Annotated in this window: 21 protein-coding genes; 15 read left to right on the top strand and 6 right to left on the bottom strand. The window is 70.7% G+C overall.

The genetic code is table 11. The features are described from left to right. Nucleotides 1–98: 98 nt before the first annotated feature. Complete coding sequence (locus tag FHR32_RS13205; RefSeq protein ID WP_184754565.1) at nt 99–1079, top strand: LCP family protein; 981 nt, start codon at nt 99–101, stop codon at nt 1077–1079. A 70-nt stretch (nt 1080–1149) separates the two neighbouring features. Here the strand turns inward: FHR32_RS13205 and FHR32_RS13200 are convergent, their stop codons facing one another. Then, nucleotides 1150–1806 carry a GOLPH3/VPS74 family protein gene (locus tag FHR32_RS13200; RefSeq protein ID WP_221465385.1) on the bottom strand — a complete coding sequence of 219 codons (657 nt, stop codon included), beginning with the start codon at nt 1804–1806 and terminating at the stop codon, nt 1150–1152. 84 nt (nt 1807–1890) lie between these two features. On the opposite strand from FHR32_RS13200, the gene FHR32_RS13195 reads away from it, so the two are divergent. From FHR32_RS13195 to FHR32_RS13185, 3 genes are all read left to right on the top strand, one after another. Further along, complete coding sequence (locus FHR32_RS13195; protein ID WP_184754563.1) at nt 1891–2304, top strand: TenA family protein; 414 nt, start codon at nt 1891–1893, stop codon at nt 2302–2304. Nucleotides 2305–2509: 205 nt separating this feature from the next. Further along, complete coding sequence (locus FHR32_RS13190; RefSeq protein ID WP_184754562.1) at nt 2510–2842, top strand: rhodanese-like domain-containing protein; 333 nt, start codon at nt 2510–2512, stop codon at nt 2840–2842. Nucleotides 2843–3048: 206 nt separating this feature from the next. Then, on the top strand, nt 3049–4395 hold the full coding sequence (locus tag FHR32_RS13185; RefSeq protein WP_184754561.1) for a purine-cytosine permease family protein: 1347 nt from the start codon (nt 3049–3051) through the stop codon (nt 4393–4395). A gap of 96 nt (nt 4396–4491) precedes the next feature. Here FHR32_RS13185 and FHR32_RS13180 read toward each other — a convergent pair whose 3' ends face one another. Continuing rightward, complete coding sequence (locus FHR32_RS13180; RefSeq protein ID WP_184754560.1) at nt 4492–5076, bottom strand: methylated-DNA--[protein]-cysteine S-methyltransferase; 585 nt, start codon at nt 5074–5076, stop codon at nt 4492–4494. Nucleotides 5077–5150: 74 nt separating this feature from the next. Here FHR32_RS13180 and FHR32_RS13175 point away from each other — a divergent pair, with 74 nt between their 5' ends. Both FHR32_RS13175 and FHR32_RS13170 read left to right on the top strand, forming a co-directional pair. Continuing rightward, nucleotides 5151–7073 (top strand): PAS domain-containing sensor histidine kinase, encoded by a 1923-nt coding sequence (locus FHR32_RS13175; RefSeq protein ID WP_184754559.1) that lies wholly within the window; start codon nt 5151–5153, stop codon nt 7071–7073. A 157-nt stretch (nt 7074–7230) separates the two neighbouring features. After that, the gene (locus tag FHR32_RS13170) at nt 7231–7710 is read left to right on the top strand and encodes an ATP-binding protein (protein WP_312882308.1); all 480 of its coding nucleotides are present in this window, start codon (nt 7231–7233) and stop codon (nt 7708–7710) included. Between the two features lie 51 nt (nt 7711–7761). Here FHR32_RS13170 and FHR32_RS13165 read toward each other — a convergent pair whose 3' ends face one another. From FHR32_RS13165 to FHR32_RS13155, 3 genes are all read right to left on the bottom strand, one after another. Beyond that, a complete protein-coding gene (locus tag FHR32_RS13165; protein WP_184754558.1) occupies nt 7762–8451 on the bottom strand; it encodes a YidC/Oxa1 family membrane protein insertase in 690 nt (229 codons plus the stop codon). Between the two features lie 79 nt (nt 8452–8530). Further along, nucleotides 8531–8797: a DUF6412 domain-containing protein gene (locus tag FHR32_RS13160; RefSeq protein WP_184756682.1), complete on the bottom strand. Its 267-nt coding sequence runs from the start codon at nt 8795–8797 to the stop codon at nt 8531–8533. Beyond that, nucleotides 8794–8961, bottom strand: coding sequence for a hypothetical protein (locus tag FHR32_RS13155; protein WP_184756681.1), 168 nt, complete (start codon nt 8959–8961; stop codon nt 8794–8796). Before FHR32_RS13155 ends, FHR32_RS13160 begins: the two co-directional genes overlap by 4 nt. Nucleotides 8962–9077: 116 nt before the next feature. Between FHR32_RS13155 and FHR32_RS13150 the strand changes: the two genes are divergently transcribed. From FHR32_RS13150 to mptB, 6 genes are all read left to right on the top strand, one after another. Continuing rightward, complete coding sequence (locus tag FHR32_RS13150; RefSeq protein ID WP_184754557.1) at nt 9078–9773, top strand: response regulator transcription factor; 696 nt, start codon at nt 9078–9080, stop codon at nt 9771–9773. After that, nucleotides 9770–11104, top strand: a complete 1335-nt coding sequence (locus FHR32_RS13145) for a sensor histidine kinase (protein WP_246466135.1) — start codon at nt 9770–9772, stop codon at nt 11102–11104. The genes FHR32_RS13150 and FHR32_RS13145 overlap by 4 nt, the downstream gene beginning before the upstream one ends. Continuing rightward, nucleotides 11085–11264 (top strand): hypothetical protein, encoded by a 180-nt coding sequence (locus FHR32_RS13140; RefSeq protein ID WP_184754556.1) that lies wholly within the window; start codon nt 11085–11087, stop codon nt 11262–11264. Before FHR32_RS13145 ends, FHR32_RS13140 begins: the two co-directional genes overlap by 20 nt. A gap of 332 nt (nt 11265–11596) precedes the next feature. Continuing rightward, on the top strand, nt 11597–11950 hold the full coding sequence (locus tag FHR32_RS13135; RefSeq protein WP_184754555.1) for an STAS domain-containing protein: 354 nt from the start codon (nt 11597–11599) through the stop codon (nt 11948–11950). Continuing rightward, on the top strand, nt 11947–12627 hold the full coding sequence (locus tag FHR32_RS13130; protein WP_184754554.1) for a glycosyltransferase family 2 protein: 681 nt from the start codon (nt 11947–11949) through the stop codon (nt 12625–12627). The genes FHR32_RS13135 and FHR32_RS13130 overlap by 4 nt, the downstream gene beginning before the upstream one ends. A gap of 143 nt (nt 12628–12770) precedes the next feature. Then, nucleotides 12771–14231 (top strand): polyprenol phosphomannose-dependent alpha 1,6 mannosyltransferase MptB, encoded by a 1461-nt coding sequence (mptB, locus tag FHR32_RS13125; RefSeq protein ID WP_312882306.1) that lies wholly within the window; start codon nt 12771–12773, stop codon nt 14229–14231. Here the strand turns inward: mptB and FHR32_RS13120 are convergent. Continuing rightward, complete coding sequence (locus tag FHR32_RS13120) at nt 14113–16323, bottom strand: hypothetical protein (RefSeq protein ID WP_184754552.1); 2211 nt, start codon at nt 16321–16323, stop codon at nt 14113–14115. The two genes, mptB and FHR32_RS13120, sit on opposite strands and share 119 nt — an antisense overlap. A 68-nt stretch (nt 16324–16391) precedes the next feature. Here FHR32_RS13120 and FHR32_RS13115 point away from each other — a divergent pair, with 68 nt between their 5' ends. The 3 genes from FHR32_RS13115 to serS all read left to right on the top strand — a co-directional run bounded on the left by FHR32_RS13115 (nt 16392) and on the right by serS (nt 20068). Further along, entirely contained in the window at nt 16392–17723 is a 1332-nt protein-coding gene (locus FHR32_RS13115; protein ID WP_184754551.1) for a glycosyltransferase 87 family protein, read from the top strand. A 4-nt stretch (nt 17724–17727) separates the two neighbouring features. Beyond that, nucleotides 17728–18648: a prephenate dehydratase gene (pheA, locus tag FHR32_RS13110; protein WP_184754550.1), complete on the top strand. Its 921-nt coding sequence runs from the start codon at nt 17728–17730 to the stop codon at nt 18646–18648. A gap of 157 nt (nt 18649–18805) precedes the next feature. Further along, nucleotides 18806–20068 carry a serine--tRNA ligase gene (gene serS, locus FHR32_RS13105; protein WP_184754549.1) on the top strand — a complete coding sequence of 421 codons (1263 nt, stop codon included), beginning with the start codon at nt 18806–18808 and terminating at the stop codon, nt 20066–20068. The last annotated feature ends 29 nt before the right edge of the window (nt 20069–20097 follow it).

The following is a 20097-nucleotide window of genomic DNA, read 5'->3' as shown; positions in this document are numbered from 1 at the left end:
CCGGCCCGGTCAGGCCTCTTCCGGGGCATGACGGTCCTGACGCCGGATCTCCGGACGGATCCTCCGGTGGTTCCTCCGGAGGGAAGGGAGGCATGCGGATGCCCAGCATGACCTGGCGCCCGAAACGGCCGGGCAAGCTGATCGTGCGGATCCTCATCGGCCTGCTCGTCGTGCTTCTGGTGCTCGCCGTCGGCGGATACTTCGTGATCAATTCGCGGCTCACCAGGATCGACGCGCTCACCGACTACGACGGCCGTCCCGCCGACACCCCGGGAACGAACTGGCTGCTGGTCGGCTCCGACAGCCGGGCCGGTCTCACCAAGGCCCAGCGTAAGAAGCTCGCCACCGGCCGCGCGGTCGGCCGCCGGACCGACACGATGATGCTGCTGCACGTCCCCGACAGCGGTGACCGTCCGACCCTGGTCAGCCTCCCCCGTGACTCCTACGTGCCGATCGACGGCCACGGCAGTGACAAGCTCAATGCCGCCTACGCCTACGCCAACGGTGGCCCCAAGCTCCTGGCCAAGACCGTCGAACAGGTGACCGGCCTCCGGATCGACCACTACATGGAGATCGGTTTCGGCGGTTTCGTCGGCATCGTGGACTCCATCGGCGGGGTCGAGATCAACGTCAAGCAGGCCATCAAGGACCCCAAGGCGGGCATCGACCTGAAGAAGGGCCTGCAGACGATGGACGGCGGCACGGCCCTCGGCTACGTCCGCACCCGCGCCACCGGCGCCATCCCCGACTTCGACCGGACCCAGCGCCAGCGCCAGTTCTTCTCCGCGGTGGTGAACAAGGCGGCCAGCCCCGGGGTCCTGATCAACCCCTTCCGGTCCGTCCCGCTCGCCCTGAGCGCCGCCGACTCCGTCGCGGTCGGTCAGGAGACCGGGGCCTTCAACCTGCTCTCCCTCGGCCTGGCCATGGGCGACAACCCGGTTACCACGGTCGTCCCGGTCGGCTCCCTGCCGAAGATCAACGGCCAGGACGTCGTCAAGTGGGACAGTGCCAAGGCCCTGCGCATGTTCAGGGCGCTGGCCCAGGACAAGCCGGTCCCCAAGGACGCCCTGGGCAACTAGGCCCGGCGGGGGGACTGCCGGTGGCGCCCCGGGCCGGTGGCGCCGATGGTGACGGATCCGCCGGTGGAGCTCAGCCGCTCGCGGCGGAGCTGCTCGCGGCGACGGAGCCGGCGATCACCGCGGTCATGACGGCGGCGTTGATGGAGGAGATGGTCTTGGCGACCGCCTTGCCGGCCCAGTCGCCTTCGGTGATCTCCTTGATGCGTTCCCTGCTCGCGCCGGGGAACGCCTTACGGTCGATCTTGGCCGCGTGCAGGATGGCGACGAGAACGGCCACCCGCTCGTCGGGGACGGCGCCGGCCAGCACGTTCTGGACGCGTTCGCGGATGTCCCGCTCCACGCGGGGGTCGTTCTCCGGGTAGCGGGTGCTGGGGAAGATCCCCAGGATCTTCCGCTGTTCCTCGCGCAGCACGCCCTGCTCGGCCAGGCGGGTGAGCAGGCGCTTGCGGAGCTTGGCCGAGTGGAGCTTGTAGACCCACCAGTCGGGCTTGCGGTCCTTGGACTCCGCGGAGATCCGGGCCAGCGTCGCGTCCAGCTCCTCGTCCCCGAGAGGCGTGGGATCCAGGACGGTGACCTCCTTTTCGGCCAGGTCGATCCGGCCGTTGACGGCCAGCTCCGCCAGGAGGGCGCCGCCGAGTGCGGCGTCGAGCTCCGATGAGCCGGTCAGTTGTCTGCCCTCATCCTCGCTGTAGGCGAGCAGGAGGACTTCCTCAGCGATGGTCGTCATCACCCGACCCTACGTCGTGGGCGCAGGCGGGCGCTCGGCGGCTCTTTGGAGGTCGCCGCTCCGGCCTGAGACAATGCTCGGTTTATGAGCATCTCTGCCGAGCTCCACGCCATCGGCCGCCCGCTTGCCGACGCGCAGCTCGCCCACCCGACGGTGGTGGGGATCGCCAAGGGGAACCTCCCCGAGCCGGTGTTCCGATCATGGCTGGAGCAGGACTACCTCTTCCTGCTCGACTCCGCGGCGAGCTACGCCGGCGGCCTGGCCGCGCTCTACCCGTGCATGTGGGGCTACTCCACCCTCGGCCGCGTCCTCGCCGGGAACCCTCCGGCCGAACCGCGCTACCGCGCCTGGATCGACACCTACGCGCATCCCGGTTTCGCCGAGCTGACCGGTCGCATCGCCGTGATGATCGACGAGGCCGCGCCCGACCCGGACAGGGCCAGGGCGCTGTTCACCGAGGGAATGGCCCACGAGCTCGCCTTCTGGGACGTGCCCTGACCGGAACCTGAAGGGTGCGGGCCCCGCCTCTCGGGTGGGATCGGCCCCGCACGGTCCCGTCCGTCATGGGTTCCCCACCGGGCGGGGAAGACGAGGCGGTGTGGGAGCGCCTCACGGTGCCGATGTGTTGATATACGCGCATATGTTTAACGAGGTCGCGGGCGGTTGAGCCGCTTCGCGCCCATCCGGTTACGGAATTGAAAGAATGGGTTCCATGAGTTTTTCCGAGGTCGAGGTGCGGGACGTGCCGGACGGCGCGTTCCTGCTTGATGTGAGAGAGAACGACGAGTGGCGGGCCGGTCACGCGCCCACGGCCGTCCACATTCCGCTCGGGGAGCTGCAGGCCCGGGTCGACGAGGTGCCCAAGGACGCGCCCGTCTACGTGGTCTGCCGGGTCGGCGGCCGTTCCGCGAACGCCGCCGCCTGGCTCGGCCACGTCGGCTGGGACGCGGTCAACGTCGGCGGGGGTATGCAGGCCTGGGAGTCCGCGGGCCGTCCCATGGTCAGCGAGAGCGGGCAGGACCCGTTCGTCGCCTGATCGGCTCTCACGGGGTTCCGGCCGTACAAGGGTCTGGCCTTGCGCCGAAAGGGTGGAATGACATAATTCGGGGCGAATTGTCTATCGCGGGAGCTCGGGCGGGACCGGGCTGAGAGGGCGGAACCAGGCAGAGGGGCACACGGCCCCTCCGACGCGCCGCCGACCGCATGAACCTGTCCGGGTAATGCCGGCGTAGGGAGCGTTTCATGGCGTCCGACGTCATTGTTTCCAAGCATGCCGAGGCCCCCCTCACTCTCGACCAGGCTCCGCCGAAGATCCTCGGTGCGCTCGACCAGGGCGCCTTCTGGGCCAATCTGGGCGTCAGCCTGCTCGGGTTCTCCTTCGCGCTCTTCCTGATCAACCCGCTGCTCGACGACAACCCGCTCACCTTCACCGCGGCGCTGGTCGCCTCCCTGGCCGGCAGCCTCATCGGCACCGCGATGGTCGGCCTCGCCGCGGTGCCCGGGGCGCAGACCGGCCAGCCCGCGATGGTGCTGCTGCGCGGGCTGTTCGGCGCGCGGCTCTCCTCCGTCCCGACCGTGCTCAACATCATCCAGATGATCGGCTGGGGCGCGTTCGAGCTGTGGGTCGTCGCCATGGGCGCGCAGGCCATCTTCGGGACGTCCGTCCCCTACGCGGTCTGGGCGATCGCGGCCGGTGCCCTGACGACGGCGTTGACGATCTACCCGCTGGGCGCCATCCGGCTGATCCGGCGTTTCGTCACGGCCGGCGTGATCATCTCGATGGTCTGGTTCGCGGTGACCTTCCTCCGCGAGACCCCCGCCCAGACCGGCGGTTCCTGGGACGCCTTCGCCCCTGCCGTGGACTTCGTGATCGCCCTCTCCGTTTCGTGGGTGCCGGTCGCGGCGGACTACGCCAGGCATTCGCGATCCAGCCGCGCGGCCTTCACCGGTGTCGTCGGCGGCTACACCGTCGCCCAGGTGGCGTGCCTGGCCGTCGGCGTCTACGCGGTGGCGCTCGCCGGGCACGGCGCGGTGCTGGACCAGCCGACCGCCGTGTTCGCGCCGTTCGTGGCGGCGCCGCTCGGCGCGCTGTTCTTCGGGATCCTCGTGCTCCGCGAGACCGACCAGTCGTTCGCGAACGTCTACTCCACGGCGATGTCGCTGCAGAACCTCATGCCGCGGGTGGACCGCCGGATCTTCTCCGCGGCCATCGGCGTGCTGACCACGGGCATCGCCCTCGTCGTCGACGTCAACTCCTACGGGGCGTTCCTCGGCATCATCGGCGCGGTGTTCGTGCCGATGCTCGGCGTGCTGGCGGTCGACTACTTCCTGCTCGGTCACGGCAGGGACTGGGACACCTCCGAGAACGCGCCCTCCCGCTGGCTCATGGTGATCCCGTGGGTCCTCGGGTTCGTCACCTGGTGGCTGCTCGCCGCTCCCTCGGAGGTGCCGTGGTGGGCGGAGATCTGGGACGGTGCCAGGCAGGCCATCGGCCTCACCCGGCAGCCGTGGATGAGCGCGGCCATCGGCGCGTTCCTCGTCGCCGGCCTGCTCACCCTCGGCCTCGGCGCGCTCCGCCGGCGCCGGTGAGCCGTAACCCGCAGACAGCCGCCGGGAGACGTCACCGGTGAACACGGCCGCTCGCAGGCCGCCGCCCCAAGCGGGCAGGGGCCCTGCGGCCGTGGTTCACGGGCCGGTGGTCGGGTGGCTCCTGTTGGCCTGCTCGACACGGAGCAGCCGCTCCTTGGCGATCGCGCCCCCTGCGTAACCGCCGAGGACGGCCTCACTCTCGACCACCCGATGGCAGGGCACGATCACGCAGACCGGGTTGCTTCCCAGCGCGTTGCCGACCGCGCGCAGGGCCCTCGGTCTGCCGATCCGCTCGGCGATCTCCCGGTAGGTGGTCGCCGTTCCGTACGGCACCGCCATCATCATCTGCAGCACCGTCCTGGCGAACGAGGTCGCCAGCCGCAGGTCGGCCGTGGTGGTGAAGGCGCGCAGCCGGCCGGAGAAGTAGGCGTCCAGCTCCCGGCGTACCGGGTCGAGCCGCCGCGGGTCCGGCCCGATGAAGGAGCCGATCTCCCTGCTGACGCGCTCGAAGACGACGTTCTCGTCCTCGTAACTGCAAGCCACCACACCCCGGTTGGTCACCGCCAGGATGAGGCGCCCCACCGGGCCGTCCAGGGTGCCGAACGCGATGTCGGGATGGGTTTTCCCTATGTAGTCGGGCGAGGTCACCCGTAGCAATGCGTCGATGTCACCGGATGACACGGCCCCACCCTTTCGTATCCAGGTGTGTGGTGACCGCAGCGTATCGGACGGATCACCCTGGCGGGTGGCAGCACATGCGGACGAAAGTGCCAAGATCAGGCCGGTTAACACGGCACTATGGGTGTGTGGGTGACAACAGGGCCGCCAGTGACGACGACATCGGCCGTGCGGTCGTCGCCGCCGCACCCAACGCCATCGTCGCCCTGGACCGGGATCAGACGGTCCTGTCGTGGAACCCCGCCGCCGAGCACCTGTTCGGCTGGTCCGCCGCGGAGATGCTCGGCCGCCGCGCCCCGGTGATCCCCGACGAGCTCACCGCCGAGCACAACGCGGTCCTGGAGCGGGTCCGCACCGGGGGCCAGGTCTCGCTGCGGACCAAGCGGTTCCGCCAGGACGGCAGCCTGATCGACGTGCGGGTGGACACGGGTGCCCTGCGGTCCGAGGCGGGGGTCCTGCTCGGCTACGTCAGCGTCTACCACCCGGCCCAGGACGACGAGACCGCCCACGACCGTGCCCTCCACCGGGCACAGCTCGTCCGCAGGCTCACCGACGTGGTCGCCGACATCAACGCCGAGCGGGAGCTGCCCGCGGTGCTCGACCGGATCGCGGCCAGCCTCACCGAGCTGACCGGGGCCGACGCGGGCGGGTTCGTGCTCATCGAGGAAGACCGGCTCCGTCTCGTGGCCAGCCACCGCCTTCCCGAGTCCCTGCGCGACTCCACCGCCGACCTGCGCAAGAGCCTGGTCGGAAAGCTTCTGCGGGCCGGCCGGACCGTGATGCTGGAGACGGGAGAGCAGGCCCGGCTGGATGAGCTGATCTGGTCGCAGCTCCCCGGTCTGCACACCATCGCCCTCGGCGTCGCGGCGGTGGGCGGCCGGCCGTACGGCGCGCTGTACGCCCTGTTCGCCGAGCGCAAGGCGGGCCATGTGGAGCTGGAGCTGCTCGAACTGCTCGCCGGGCACGCCGGGATCGCCGTCGGCAACGCGATGGCCTACCAGGAGGCCGTACGGCAGCGCGCCCACGAGCGGGCGGTGTTCGACGCCAGCGCCGACGGCATCGCGGTTCTCGACAGCCTGGGCAGGGTCATCCAGTGGAATCCGGCCGCCGCCGAGCTGACGGGTTTCCACGCAGCCGAGGTGACGGGCGGCCCGCCGCCGTTCCACCTGCCCGAACCGGGTGACAAGCTCACCCTCCAGCTTCCCTCGGGTGTGTGGTTGGACGTGCTCTGCGCGGAGATCGTGGAGACGGGGGAGATCGTGATCGACTTCCGTGACGTCACCCGGGCCAAGGAGCTGGAGGAGGCCAAGGATCTCTTCCTGGCCACCACCAGTCATGAGCTGCGCACCCCGATCACGGTGGTCCGGGGCTTCGCCGGCACGCTCGACTCGCGCTGGGACAGCATGACCGACGCCGAGCGCCGCGCCGCCGTCCACACCATCGCCGAGCGGGCGTGCTCCCTCGGCCAGCTCATGGACCACCTGCTGCTGGGCTCCCGCGCCGGTGCGGGCGAGCTCATGCTCAGGATCGAAGGGTTCGACCTCGCGGAGCTGCTCCGAGCCGCCACGCTGGGCCTCCCTGCCCTGTCGGACCTGCACCGGGTCGAGGTGAACGTTCCCGACGACCTGCCCCCGGTCTCCGGTGACGCGCTCGCCACCGACATCATGCTCGGCCAGCTCCTGGAGAACGCCTTCAAGTATTCGCCGGACGGGGGGCTCATCAGGGTCGAGGCGTGGGTGGCAGGCGACCGGGTGGTGGTGGTCGTGGACGACGAGGGCGTGGGCATCCCTCCGGCGAGCAGGGAGGGCGTGTTCGGGCGCTTCGTCCAGGGAGACAGCGGCGACCGCCGCCGGTTCGGCGGGGTCGGTCTCGGTCTCTACATCGTGCGCAGTCTGGCCCACGCCCAGGGCGCCGAGGTGTCGGCGCATCCCCGTCCCGATGGCGGCACCCGCATGCGACTGGCCCTGCGTATTGCCGACACGCCAGGCGCTCTTACCTAAGTGACACGCCGATGCGGTAACAAGCCGGTAACAGATGAGCTGATCTATTGTCGAATGTGCACAAGCTGTAATTGACGCCCGGTTTCTAAGACCATCTAACGGGGCATTTCGGTCGTACTGGGGGTGCGTTCCTCAGGGGGAACAGGGATACGGGGAGGTGAGTGCGTCGAACGTCGTGTTGCTACCGTACGCGCCGTCCAGCGTCGCTGTCGCACGCCAACGCCTCTGCTCTGACCTGCAGGAATGGGGGGTCTACGAGCCCGCGATCGATGATGCGGTCCTCGTGGTGAGTGAGCTGCTGAGCAACGCGCTCCGGCATGCCCATCCTTTACCGTCCGGTCAGATCAGGGTGGCGTGGCGCTGGACCAACGAACACGTTGAGGTTGCGGTGAGTGACGGAGGGGCCGCCACGGAGCCGCGCGCCGGACGCCCCACCCTCTCCTCATTGGGAGGCAGGGGCCTCGGTATCGTCGAGTATCTGGCAGCCAGGTGGGGCGTCAGGCACGACGGCGAGATGACCACGGTCTGGGCGATGGTCACCACTGTCAGCACTGTGAGTAACGGCAACGGCAACAGCAATGGCGCCGGCAACGGTCAGGTATCCCTCCACGAACCCGCTCTGCGGGAGTGCGGATAGGCCGCGTCCCGCTTCACACCGGTGTGAAGCGAGACGCGGTCCCCGGCGGACTCAGGCGGGCGCCGCCCGGTGCAACACCGCCCTCTCGCCGGCCATCCACGCCGCGCCGACCAGCAGATAGATCCCAGCGGCGAGGGGAAGCACAGCCGCGGCCGGCAACGTCCCGAACGGCAGCAGCGGCATGAGCCTGCGGAGCATCTCCGGCTGGACGTCCTCGCCCATCGTGCGGCGCACCCGCCGTGATGTGACCAGAGCCACGGCGAGCAGAAGCAGGAAGAGCCCGGCGAAGACCAAGGTGGGGCCACTGAGCAGCCCGAACCCCGCCACCGTGCTCGCGAACTGCTGTCCCAGCGGCACTCCGAAAAGCCCGTGGGTGAGCAGCGCGTTGGCATGCCCGGCGATCACCGAGGAGGCGAAGACCCGGTACATCACCATGAGGAACGGCATCTGGGCGACGCCCGGCAGGCAGCCGGCCAACGGTGAGGCCTTCTCCCTGGCGTAGAGCGCGGCCAGTTCGCGCTGGAACCGTCCGGGGTCGCGGCCGTACCGCTTCCTCAGCTCCTTGACCTGCGGTGCCAGCCGGGCCTTGACCCGCTCAGCCCGGGCCTGCATGACGCTGAGCGGGAGCAGCAGAAGCCGGACGCCGAGGGTGAACAGGACGATCGCCAGGGCGGTCGAGCCCAGCGGCTGGGCCAGCGCGGTGATGAGGCCGGCGGTGAACTCGATGACGGAATCGAACATGGGGGCCCTTCTGACTGGGGTGGAATCAGCACAGAAGGCGCCCGCGACCCGGACTGCCCGGGTGCACTCAGGTGTGGCTCTACGCGGGCGCCGGGCCCGGTGAAGGTGCTCTCGGCCGTGGCCGCCCGGCCGCGTCGGGGTCGCGTTGGCGGACGAACATGGCCCGTCTGGCCCGGTCCCGCCGGGACAGCGGCGCCCGCTTCCCCGCCTCCGTGACGAGAGGCGGCCGGCGCAGTGCCCAGACGAGGAGGAACACGCCCAGCCCGACCACGGCGGCCGCCGTCAGCGGCCCGCCGCCGTCGAACATCCAGACGGACAGCGTCTGGAGGGCGAGCAGCACGTTCACTTGGTGAACTTGCCCACGACCGTGACCGCGGCGACGACCACGAAGGCCACCAGCGCCAGCACGACCAGGAACTTCACCAGCCCGAACAGCGCGGGCAGCACGAGCCCGAACACGACGTAGAGCGCGAGGATGGCGCCCAGGACTGCCATGACGGTACGACTCATGAACACACCGTACGTCCGGAGATCGTCCCGGCGCGAACCGGAACCATAACGATCCAGTGCTTACGGAGTGGTGACACGGCTGAGGGATCGGCCACCCGCGGGCCTACCGTGGGACCATGAGCACGCGGATTCTGGTGGTCGACGACGATCCGACGGTGGCCGAGGTCGTGGCCCGCTACCTGGAACGCGACGGCCACCGGGTCGAGTGCGTCGGAGACGGCGCCGAAGCGCTCAGACGCGCGCTGTCCAACCCACCGGACCTGCTGGTGCTGGACCTCATGCTGCCGAAGATGGACGGGCTCCAGGTCTGCAGGAAGCTCAGGGAACGCTGGCCGGTACCGGTGATCATGCTGACCGCGCTGGGTGAGGAGATCGACCGGGTCGTCGGCCTGGAGACCGGCGCCGACGACTACATCACCAAGCCGTTCAGCCCCCGGGAGCTGGCCCTGCGCGTCCAGTCCGTGCTGCGCCGGGCACGCGGCGCCTCCGTGCCGGCCGGGACCGGAGTGCTGCGGGACGGCGCCCTGGTGGTCGACGTCGGCGCCCACGAGGTACGGCTCGGCGACGAGGAGATCATGCTGACCGCCCGCGAGTTCGAACTCCTGGCCCATCTCATGCGCAATCCCCGTCAGGCCTTCAGCCGTTCCACGCTGCTCAACCAGGTCTGGGGCTGGTCCTTCGGCGACTCCTCGACGGTGACCGTCCACGTCCGCCGCCTCCGGGAGAAGATCGAGCCGGACCCCACCGCGCCCCGGCGCATCGTCACGGTGTGGGGTGTCGGCTACCGCTACGAACCCCTGACGCTGCCATGACCCCCGAGATCCTGCTGATCGTCGCGGTCACGGCGGGGCTGGGCCTGCTGGTCGCGTTGGCAGGTCTGGGCGCGATGCGGCTGCTGCGGGAACGGTCGATCGGCGTGATGCTCGCGGTGGTCGCCGTGGTGACCGTCCTGGCCACGGTGGGCGGCGTGGTCGCCATCACCCTGAAAATGATCATTGAGGGCACGCCCAGGGACATCGTGCTCAGCGTGGTCGCGGTCGGCGGTCTGGTCGGACTGGGGGTGGCGACGGTGCTCGCCCGCCGGGTCGTGGCGGCCAGCCGTAAGCTCGTCGCCGCCGTGCACGCGGTCCCACCCTCCGGCGCGTTCGACCCGCCCCGCGGCCTGCCCGCCGAGCTCGACACCATCGCCAGGACCTTGGAGGAGGCCTACGAGCGCCTCCGTCTGGGGCATGAGCGCGAACGCGCCCTGGAGAGCGCCCGCCGTGAGCTCGTCGCCTGGGTCAGCCACGACCTGCGTACCCCGCTGGCAGGCATGCGGGCCATGGCCGAGGCCCTGGAGGACGGCGTGGCCGCCGACCCCGAGACCGTCAGCCGCTATCACACGCAGATCCGCCTGGAGGTGGAACGGCTGTCGGGCATGGTGGGCGACCTGTTCGAGCTGTCCAGGATCCACGCGGGCACGCTGCGCCTGTCCCGCAGCAGGATCGGTCTCGGCGACCTGATCGCCGACGCCCTGGCCGGAGTGGAGCCGCTGGCCCGGGCCAAGGGGGTACGGCTGGCGGGCGAGGTCGACGAGGTGGTCCCGGTCCAGGCCGACGCCGGTGAGCTGTCCCGGGCCCTGCGCAACCTGGTGGTCAACGCGATCAGGAACACCCCGGGGGACGGCACGGTCTGGGTGCGCGCGCTGGTGGAGGACGGGATCGCCTGCCTGCAGGTCGCCGACTGCTGCGGCGGCATCCCGGCGGACGATCTGTCGCGTGTGTTCGACGTCGCCTTCCGCGGCGAGGCGGCCCGGACCCCCAACGCGGACGGCGCCGGCGCCGGACTCGGCCTGGCGATCGCCCGGGGCATCGTCGAGGCCAGACGAGGGCCGGGACAAGGTGGAGTCGGGGTCAGAGGGGCGTGTCTCCCACGACCATGCGGGGAGCAGGCAGGACCGAGGTCTCGTCTCCGGGCCGGGCAGGGAGGACAAGGGTCACCTGGGTGTCCTCGCCGGCCTCGCCGTCGTCGGGCTCGACATGCTGGCATGAGGTCGGCGTCCTGGGACTGCCGAAAGACTCGGCCATGGCCCGGAAGGTCGGGCACGGCCACCGCCACATGCAGCTACGGCAGCGCAGGATCGGGTGCGCCGCATCGCTGGTGATGCCACCCGCATCGCGGGGCTGGTGCAGGTCCAAGAGCCTGATCCCCAGCTCGGCGAAGTCGATCAGCTCCTCGCGCGCGCCTTCGAGGAAGTCGAGATCCTCACTGGCCAGGCGGGTCCTGATCGGCACGTATCCGCCGGGATTCACCAGGTCACGTAGGGAGTTGGCCGCATCGTGCCACGAGGTGGCCTTCTCGGTGCGGATGATTATGGACTCCAGGTGCTCCCGGAGCAGCTGCCGTTGGGGATCCTCAGGAAGGTCGGTGTTCAATGTCTTCGAGCCCGTTTCTAATCAACGGCCGCTACGGACGTGGCGCAGCGGCGGTCGGGAGATTCCGGGTCTCCCCCCTTTCCGGCCAAGCCGGTGTTGCACAGTGTCAAGCTTCGCGCACTCAGGGTTTCCGTGAGGTCGAAACGGGGGACAAAGGGCTGACGACTCGGGTTGGCCGAGAGAACGTGACCCGCGGCCTTCGCGCCGCTAGTGTGCCCGCTGTGGAGCTAAAAGTCTCAACTCGATCTCATGCCGGGCACACCGTCATGACCATTGTCGGCGAAATCGACCTATATACCGCGCCTGGTCTGCAGTCTGAGTTCGCTCGGCTGCTCCTGGAGACTCCGGCCACCTACGTGGTCATCGACATGTCCAAGGTGGAGTTCTGCGACTCCACCGGCATGAACGTCCTGCTCTCGGCGCTCAAGCGGCTGAAAGAACGCGGTGGCACCCTGGAGTTGGTGGCACCGCGACCCGCCGTCCGTAAAATTCTCCAGGTCACCGGCCTCGACTCGGTGTTCACCGTGCACGAGGCGATGCCTGGGAAGCTACTGACGGCCGACCCCAAAGGATGACCGGAACAGCAGTGATCATCCCGGCCAAGGACGAGGCCGACCGGATCGGCGCCACCGTGACCGCGGCCCTGGCGCTCTCCGATGTCGACCTCGTCGTGGTCGTGGACGACGGATCGACGGATCAGACGGGCCGGGCGGCCAAGGCCGCCGGTGCCCGTGTCATACGACACAGCCGTAACCGGGGCAAGGCCGCCGCCATGGAGAGCGGTGCGGAGGCCGTGCGCCTGCTCGACGGGGAGGAGCCTCGGCACCTGCTGTTTCTCGACGCCGATCTGGGAGAGAGCGCACATACGGCCGGGCCCCTGGTCAAGCCGGTCCTGGCGGGTGAGGCGGACATGACCATCGCCGTGTTCGTCACCCGCGTGAAGCTGGGAGGACACGGGTTCGTGGTGAAGCTCGCACGCGAGGGCATCGCCCGCGCCACCGGATGGACGCCTACCCAGCCGCTCAACGGCCAGCGCTGCCTGACCAGGGCCGCGTTCGAGGCCGCCCGGCCACTGGCGCACGGCTTCGGCGTGGAGACCGCTCTCACCATCGACCTGCTCCGCAGGGGGTTCCGGGTGCGAGAGGTCGAGGTGGAGATGAGTCACCGGGCCACCGGCACCGACTGGAAGGCCCAGCTCCACCGGGCCCGGCAGTTCCGTGACGTCGCCCGCGCACTGCTGGCTCGCAGATAGTCCCGCACGGCCGTGCCGCCCTGTCCCGGGATCGGACCGAGGAGAGATCGGCCAGGGACCCGGACCGGGCCGAAGTGGCCGGGCCGGGCGGTCCGTGCGATGCCGCGCGCCGGGCACTGTCCCGGATGTGCTGGAATTTGCGGGTGACTCGGGTTCCGTCGGTTGTCGATGAGAGGCGGGTTCCCGCGTCCGGTCCGCCGCGGGGGCTCGACGCCGTCGCGTTCGCGGCCGTCGGACTGTCGGTCGCACTGACGATCATGATCGGGCTGCTGGGCCCCTCTGCCATGGTGCCCGGTCTTCCCGGCCCGTCCTGGCAGCCCCCTTACTCGCTGGACCTGCGCCCCGACGGCCATCTGGTGATCGCCATGGCCGCGGCGGCGATCGTGCTGGGCGGGCTCGGGCTCGCCGCCGCCCTCCGGTCCCGGTGGAGGCCGGATCCGCGGTGGCTGCTCGCGGCCGGGTGCGTGGCGGCGGCGTTGTCGGCCTTCCTGCCGCCGTCGGGCTCGGCCGACCACCTGAACTATGCCGCCTACGGCCGCCTGGTCACGCTCGGCCACGACCCCTATGCCGTCACGCCCGCCGAGCTGCCCGGCGACCCCGTCGCCGGTGCGGTGGAGGAATGGGCCGGCGTGACGAGCGTCTACGGCCCGGTGGCGACCGCCGTACAGGCGCTGGCGAGCTTCGCCGGGGGTGACTCGGTGCGGCTGACGGTCTTCGCGATGGCGGCGTTCAACGCGGCCGCGTTCGTCGCGACGGCGTTGTTGCTGCACCGCTTCACCCGGGGCGACGCGGACCTGCAGCGGCGGGCGGCGCTCCTGTGGGTGCTCAACCCGTTGATGATCTACCACCTGGCCGCCGGGATGCATGTGGACACCCTGGCCGTCACCTGCATGGTCGCGGCGCTCATGGCCCGCGGGGCGGGGTCCGGTCTGCTGCTCGGGGTGGGGATCGGGGTCAAGCTCAACGCCGGACTGGTCGCGCTCGGCCCGGCCTGGGAGCTGCGCCGCTCGCCCGGCAGGCTCGCCGTCGTGGCGGGCACCGCGACGGCCACCGTACTGTTGATCTACGGTGTCGCCGGCCCGCACGTCCTCGACCAGGTCGGCGCGGCCAGCAAGAAGGTCTCGCTCGGCACGCCGTGGCAGCTCGTCAAGATCGGGCTCCAGACGCTGTTCGGACCCGGCGCCTACGCGTCCTGGATCCAGATCGGTTCCCTGCTCCTGCTGGCCGCCCTGGCCTGGCTGATGCTGCGCGCGGCGCCCCGGGACACGGCCCCGGCGGTCGCCGCGGTGATGGTGGCCGCCTGGCTGTTCGCCGCGCCGTACGCGCTGCCCTGGTACGACGGGCTGGCCTTCGCGCTGCTGGCCATGGCCTCCTGGCCGGCGCTGGAGGGGTTCGTGGTGGCCCGGGTGACCATCCTCTCCCTTGGCTACCTCCCGGCCAGGGAGGCTCTGCAGCCGGCGGACCTGTTCTGGCTGAAGACCGTCGTCAGGGAGCGGGTGGTGCCGTGGTCCCTGCTGGCGCTGACGATCGCTCTGCTGTGGTGGGCGGCGAGAGCTGGAGCGCGCGCACGCAGGCGGTCAGCGTCAGCGGCACCGCGACCGTGAGGGCCATCGCCGGGATCGCGATGCCCGAGTCGTTCATCAGGAATCCGATCAGCGCACAGGTCAGCGCGCCGATCAGCCCGGCACGCAGCGTCGGCGCGAGCAGGTAGGCCCGGCCCAGCGCGGAGGCGCCCCACCTGGAGGGGCGGTCCAGCACCAGGAAGAGGAACGCCAGCGCGACCAGCGAGAGCAGGGTCAGCGACCAGTTCCCGACGGTGATCCCGATCATCGCGCCGAACTTGCGCCCGATCACGGTCCACGCCTCGCCGTCCAGCACCTGCTGGACGAAGGCGCCCAGGTGGGTGCGGCGGTCGGGCGGCTTGAGCCAGTCGGCCACCGCGATCGTCCCGATGAGCAGGACACCGGCCAGGCCGATCACGCCGAGCCTGATCGGCGAGACCCGGCTGCCGGCCAGCAGGATCAGGAAGACGGCCACCCCGACCAGGAACGCCGGGACCCCGCCGAAGTCGGCGCCCCAGGCAGGCCAGCCGTCGGCGAACACCGCGAACAGGCCGTAGGCCGCGCAGAACGCCAGCGCGAGCGTGCGGTGTCCCCGGGAGATCAGCCACTGGGCGATCCCGGCCAGGGCCAGGATCGTCCCGGCGGAGTAGACGGCGAAGGCGATGTTGCTGAAGCCGTAGAAACGGCCGCCGGTGACGGGCTCGTAGCCGGTGACCGCGTTCACCTGGAGCCGGGAGCCGGTCATCACGTCGATCAGCAGGGCCATCGAGGTGATCCCGGCGACCACGGTCAGCGGGCCGAGCACGTGCGCCCGCCACGGCCCGGCGAAGGCGAGGGCGGCGATGGCGCACGCGATGCCGGTGATGGTGAGGATCACCGCGGCCATCGGGGCCGGCAGGCTCCACCAGGGCACGAGCTGGGCCAGGAAGGTCGCGACCGCGATCGAGCCGCTGACCACCGCGACGACCCTGGTGGCCGTCAGCGCCTTCGAGCCACCCCGGCCCCGCCGGATCGCGACCGCCGCCAGCAGGTAGAACAGGATCTGCACGCCCACGAACACCGCGAAGAACGGCCCCCGCACCTCGCTCAGCACGTGGCTGGCCAGATCCTCACCCGCCAGATCCCGCACCAGGTCGGACGTCGGCGCCTCGTCCGGTCCGGCGCTCTGCCAGGCGTGGCCCACGACGCCGTTCGGAGCCTTCAGGCCGAGCAGGGCGATCGCGGTGGAGGTCAGGTCGGTGTTGGTGACCAGGCCGTCCTGGCGGGTGGAGGTGGTGGTCAGGCGGCCGTGCGGGTACGGCTCACCGCCGGGGGACGTCCCCCGGGCGATCGCCACGTGCAGGTGGGCGTCCGCCGAGACGTCGGACAGGCCGCCGAGCAGCACCGTGCTCCCCGGTGGGAGCCGGTCGAGGACCGCGCCCACCTGGCGGTCGGCCTCGGCCACCGCCGCCTGCCTGGCCCGCTCGGTCAGCGAGGCCGGATCGCCTCCCGCCCCGGCCTGGGCCCGGGTGAGGCCGTCGGCCTCCACCATGACCAGCCGGTACGGTGCCAGGTCGCCCAGTTCGTCGACAGTGGCCGCGTATTTACCGACTTTTCCGGACTTGTCGGCAGCGCCGAGGGCGGCTCCCGGCCCGACCGCTGCGACCTTCCCCCCGGCATCCGCCACGAGCTGCCCGAGCAGCCCGAGCACCGGGTTGAAGGAGGTCTCGACGGCGTTGTACCTCACCAGTTCGGACCAGCCGGGCACACTCGCCCCACCGTCCCCCGCCGGACGCGGCGCCGCCGGCGCCACGCAGTCCGTCCCGGGGGCGCCCGCCCGCTGTCCCGCCGAGACGGTCAGCCAGCCCGCGGCCGGGCAGGCGATGCCCGATTTCGCCGTCCGGGTGGACATCGACGCGGCCCCGCCCTGGTCCACCAGCTTCCACAGGTTCGGCGTCCGCGCCCGGTCCAGGTCGCTCCACTGCAGCCCCGGCACCCCGACCACCACGACTCTCGCCGGGAAGGACCGGGCCGAGGCGCCGGCCGTACCGGCTCCGGAGAGGACCAGGAGCACGACGGCCAGGAGCACACCGGCCGCGCGGCGGCACGTGCCCGGCCTGGCGCGCCGTCGCCTGTCCTCGCGTGCTGAGCCCATCCGGTTTCCCCCGTATCCGTACCCGTTGGCGGCCGTTTCCCCCCAGGCCCACGGTAACCTGCCTGGTCGTGACGACTGGCAAGGCGACCACGACCAAGCGGCCCCCCTGGATGTGGCCGCTCGCGCTGCTGCTCATCGCGGTGGCGGTGGCCCCGCTGGTGCTCCAGTGGCTGAGCAACGTCGACGACCAGCGCCTGGTCGACCTGGATGTGTACCGTACCGGTGGCGAGGCGATCCTTTCGGGGCGGCCGGTCTACGACTTCGTGACACCCGCCCCGCAGCTCCTGCCCTTCACCTATCCGCCGATCGCGGCGCTGCTGGCCACGCCCCTCGCGATGATGTCCTGGCCCGCCGCACAGTGGGTGTGGACGGCCCTCGTCTTCGTGACCCTGGCGGTCAGCGTGGGACACGGCTTCCGCGCCCTGCTGGGTCCCAGTGTGCCGTACCGGGACATACTGGGCCGCACGGTGCTGGGCCGGAGGCCGGCGGACCCGGAGACACCGGTCAGGACGGGCGGTCTCGGCCTCCCGATGGCCTTCGCCCTCCTGATGGTCGCCTGCACCTACCTGATGCCGATCAGGGACCAGGTCCGCTTCGGCCAGGTGGACATCCTGCTCGTCGCGCTCTGCCTGGCCGACTGCGTGGCCCGCCGCCCCGCCTGGCCGCGCGGCATGCTGATCGGCCTGGCCACCGCGGTCAAGCTCACCCCCGGCGTCTTCCTGATCTATCTGCTCGTCACCGGCTTCGGTCCGGGTGCGCGGCCCGAGCAGCGCAGGACCTTCTTCATGGCGGTCTTCACCGCGGCGCTCCTCACCCTGCTGCCCTTCCTGGTGATCCCGGCCGACGCCGCCGACTTCTGGTTCCACGCGCTGCTCGACCCCGAGCGGCTCGGCGCCAACGCGGCGACCACCAACCAGTCGATGCGCGGCATGCTCATCCGGCTCTACCTGCCCGACTCGCTGACCAGCCTGCTCTGGCTGGCACTGGTCGCGGCAGTCGCCTGGTACGGCTTCCGGCACGCGCGCCGGGCGCTGCTCGACGGGCACGTGGTGACCGGGGTCGCGCTGGTCGGCCTGATGGCCGTACTGCTGTCGCCGGTGGCCTGGATCCACCACCTGGCCTGGGTGGTCGTGGTGCTCGGCGCGCTGGCCGGCGACGGGAGCGACCCGGTGCGGGTCCGGGTGGCCGTCGGGGTCTGGCTCTTCTATGTGGTGCCGGTCCCCTGGTGGGGGGTGTCGATCAAGGCGGCGGAGATCCCGGTGATCAGCCCGGTGCTGGGAAAGATCGTCCAGAACGGGTTCGGCCTGGGCGCGCTGGTCCTGGTCTGGCTGCTCGCCTCGTGGCTGCCGAGGCGCCGCGAGGTTTTCCGCATGCTTTCGGATAGACAACGGATAGCCTGAAGCCATGCCGAAACTCGCCTACCTGGGACCGAAGGGCACCTTCACCGAGGAGGCCCTGCGGATCCTGGCACCTGAGGCCGAGCGTCTGCCGAGTGCGAACGTCGGTGCGGCGCTGGACGCGGCGCGGCGCGGTGAGGCCGACGGCGCGGTCGTCCCGCTGGAGAATTCGCTCGAAGGCGCCATCACCACGACCCTGGACGAGCTCGCCTGGGGCGAGCCGCTGTCCATCACCGCCGAGCTGCTGCTCCCTGTCGAGTTCTCGCTCCTGGTCCGGCCGGGCACCCGCCTGGGCGACATCAAGCGGATCTTCACCCACCCGGCCGCCATCACCCAGTGCCGCAACTTCACCGCCCGCGAACTGCCCGGCGCCGTGGTGGTCGCGGCCCCGTCGACCGCGGCGGCGGCCCAGGAGGTCGCCCTGCCCGGCTCTCCGTACGACGCGGCCATCGCCGCGCGCATCGCGGGGGACAACTACGGCCTGGCCGAGCTCGCCGCCAACGTCGGCGACCGTTCCGACACCGTGACACGGTTCGTCCGCGTGTCCCGCCCCGGTCCGCCGACCGAGCCAACCGGTTCCGACCGCACCTCTCTGGTCGCCTTCCTCGCCGACGACCATCCGGGCGCGCTGCTGGAGATGCTCACCGAGTTCGCCGTGCGCGGCGTCAACCTGACCCGCATCGAGTCGCGGCCCACCGGCGACGGCATCGGCCGCTACTTCTTCCACTTCGACCTGGAGGGCCACGTGGCCGACGCCAGGGTCGGTGAGGCGATCTCCGGACTCCACCGGATCTGCGCCGATGTGCGCTTCCTCGGCAGCTACCCGCGCGCCGACGGCCTGTCACCGCAGATCAAGCGCGGTACGGCCGACGGCGACTTCACCGAGGCCGCCGATTGGCTGTCCAGAATCCGCACCGGCCCGGTCTGATCGCGCGCGAGGCCTGCCGGCGGCGCCGGCAGGCTCCCGGCGTGGATCCTCACCATCGACCCCGGCATTCCTCCACGGCCGGAGTTATCCGGGCGAACTCGCCCGCCGAGGTCCTATACGGGTGCGAGCCCGCCCTCCGCGTCGGTAGCCTTGATCTGTGATTGACCTGCGTACCCTTCGTGAGGATCCCGACCGGCTACGGGCGTCGCAGCGTGCCCGCGGCGAGGACGACTCCGTCGTCGAAACGCTGCTCGACCTCGATGAGCGCCGGCGCGGCGCGCTGAGCCGCTTCGAGACGCTGCGCGCCGAGCAGAAGAGCATCGGCAAGTCGGTGTCCCGTGCCTCCGGGGAGGAGAAGACCGCCCTCCTCGCCCGGGCCAAGGACCTCGCGGCACAGGTCAAGTCGGCCGAGACCGAGGCTGAGAAGCTGGCCAAGGAGCTCGACGACCTGCTCTACACGGTGCCCAACCTCGTGGAGGAGGGCGTGCCGGAGGGCGGCGAGGACGACTACGTGGTGCTGGAGGAGGTCGGCGAGAAGCGGTCCTTCGACTTCGAACCCAGAGACCACCTGGAGCTCGGCGAGCTGCTCGGCGCGATCGACATGGAGCGCGGCGCGAAGGTCTCCGGATCGCGGTTCTTCTTCCTCAAGGGCGTCGGCGCGCGGCTGCAGCTCGGCCTGCTCAACATGGCCATGCAGCAGGCGATCGAGGCGGGCTTCGTCCCGATGATCCCGCCGGTGCTGGTCAAACCGGAGACGATGCGGGGCACCGGCTTCCTCGGCGCCCACGCCAGCGAGGTCTACCACCTGCCCGAAGACGATCTGTTCCTGGTCGGCACCAGCGAGGTGCCCATGGCCGCCTACCACGCCGATGAGATCCTCGACGGCGGCTCGCTCCCGTACCGCTACGCCGGATGGTCGACGTGCTTCCGCCGCGAGGCCGGCTCGTACGGCAAGGACACCCGGGGCATCATCCGCGTCCACCAGTTCGACAAGATCGAGATGTTCTCCTACTGCCGTCCCGAGGACGCGCACGAGGAGCACCAGCGCCTGCTCGCCTGGGAGAAGGAGATGCTCGCCAAGATCGAGGTGCCCTACCGGGTCATCGACACCGCGGCGGGCGACCTCGGCGCGAGCGCGGCGCGGAAGTTCGACTGCGAGGCGTGGATCCCCACCCAGGGCCGCTACCGCGAGCTCACCTCGACCTCCAACTGCACCGACTTCCAGGCCCGCCGTCTCGGCGTCCGCTACCGCGACTCCGGGGGCAGGCCCCAGCAGGCGGCCACGCTGAACGGCACCCTGGCGACCACTCGCTGGATCGTCGCCATCCTGGAGAACCACCAGCAGGCCGACGGCTCCGTCGTGGTCCCCAAGGCTCTGCGCCCCTACGTGGGACTCGACGTCCTCGAACCCGTCAAGTAAGCCCGCTCGCAGCGGAGGCCTCGCCACCC

It is taken from the genome of Streptosporangium album, assembly GCF_014203795.1.
Taxonomy (GTDB): Bacteria; Actinomycetota; Actinomycetes; order Streptosporangiales; family Streptosporangiaceae; genus Streptosporangium; species Streptosporangium album.
The sequence above is the reverse complement of the archived record's forward strand: the minus strand, read 5'-3'. Positions and strand labels throughout refer to the sequence as shown.

What these genes read in the sequence shown, in the direction of transcription:
- FHR32_RS13130 (WP_184754554.1), top strand. Translation starts at nt 11,947, where the DNA reads ATGACCGGAACAGCAGTGATCATCCCGGCCAAGGACGAGGCCGACCGG.
- FHR32_RS13145 (WP_246466135.1), top strand. Translation starts at nt 9,770, where the DNA reads ATGACCCCCGAGATCCTGCTGATCGTCGCGGTCACGGCGGGGCTGGGC.
- FHR32_RS13195 (WP_184754563.1), top strand. Translation starts at nt 1,891, where the DNA reads ATGAGCATCTCTGCCGAGCTCCACGCCATCGGCCGCCCGCTTGCCGAC.
- FHR32_RS13200 (WP_221465385.1), bottom strand. Translation starts at nt 1,806, where the DNA reads ATGACGACCATCGCTGAGGAAGTCCTCCTGCTCGCCTACAGCGAGGAT.
- FHR32_RS13150 (WP_184754557.1), top strand. Translation starts at nt 9,078, where the DNA reads ATGAGCACGCGGATTCTGGTGGTCGACGACGATCCGACGGTGGCCGAG.
- FHR32_RS13155 (WP_184756681.1), bottom strand. Translation starts at nt 8,961, where the DNA reads ATGAGTCGTACCGTCATGGCAGTCCTGGGCGCCATCCTCGCGCTCTAC.
- FHR32_RS13205 (WP_184754565.1), top strand. Translation starts at nt 99, where the DNA reads ATGCCCAGCATGACCTGGCGCCCGAAACGGCCGGGCAAGCTGATCGTG.
- FHR32_RS13120 (WP_184754552.1), bottom strand. Translation starts at nt 16,323, where the DNA reads ATGGGCTCAGCACGCGAGGACAGGCGACGGCGCGCCAGGCCGGGCACG.
- pheA (WP_184754550.1), top strand. Translation starts at nt 17,728, where the DNA reads ATGCCGAAACTCGCCTACCTGGGACCGAAGGGCACCTTCACCGAGGAG.
- FHR32_RS13190 (WP_184754562.1), top strand. Translation starts at nt 2,510, where the DNA reads ATGGGTTCCATGAGTTTTTCCGAGGTCGAGGTGCGGGACGTGCCGGAC.
- FHR32_RS13185 (WP_184754561.1), top strand. Translation starts at nt 3,049, where the DNA reads ATGGCGTCCGACGTCATTGTTTCCAAGCATGCCGAGGCCCCCCTCACT.
- FHR32_RS13175 (WP_184754559.1), top strand. Translation starts at nt 5,151, where the DNA reads ATGCGGACGAAAGTGCCAAGATCAGGCCGGTTAACACGGCACTATGGG.
- FHR32_RS13165 (WP_184754558.1), bottom strand. Translation starts at nt 8,451, where the DNA reads ATGTTCGATTCCGTCATCGAGTTCACCGCCGGCCTCATCACCGCGCTG.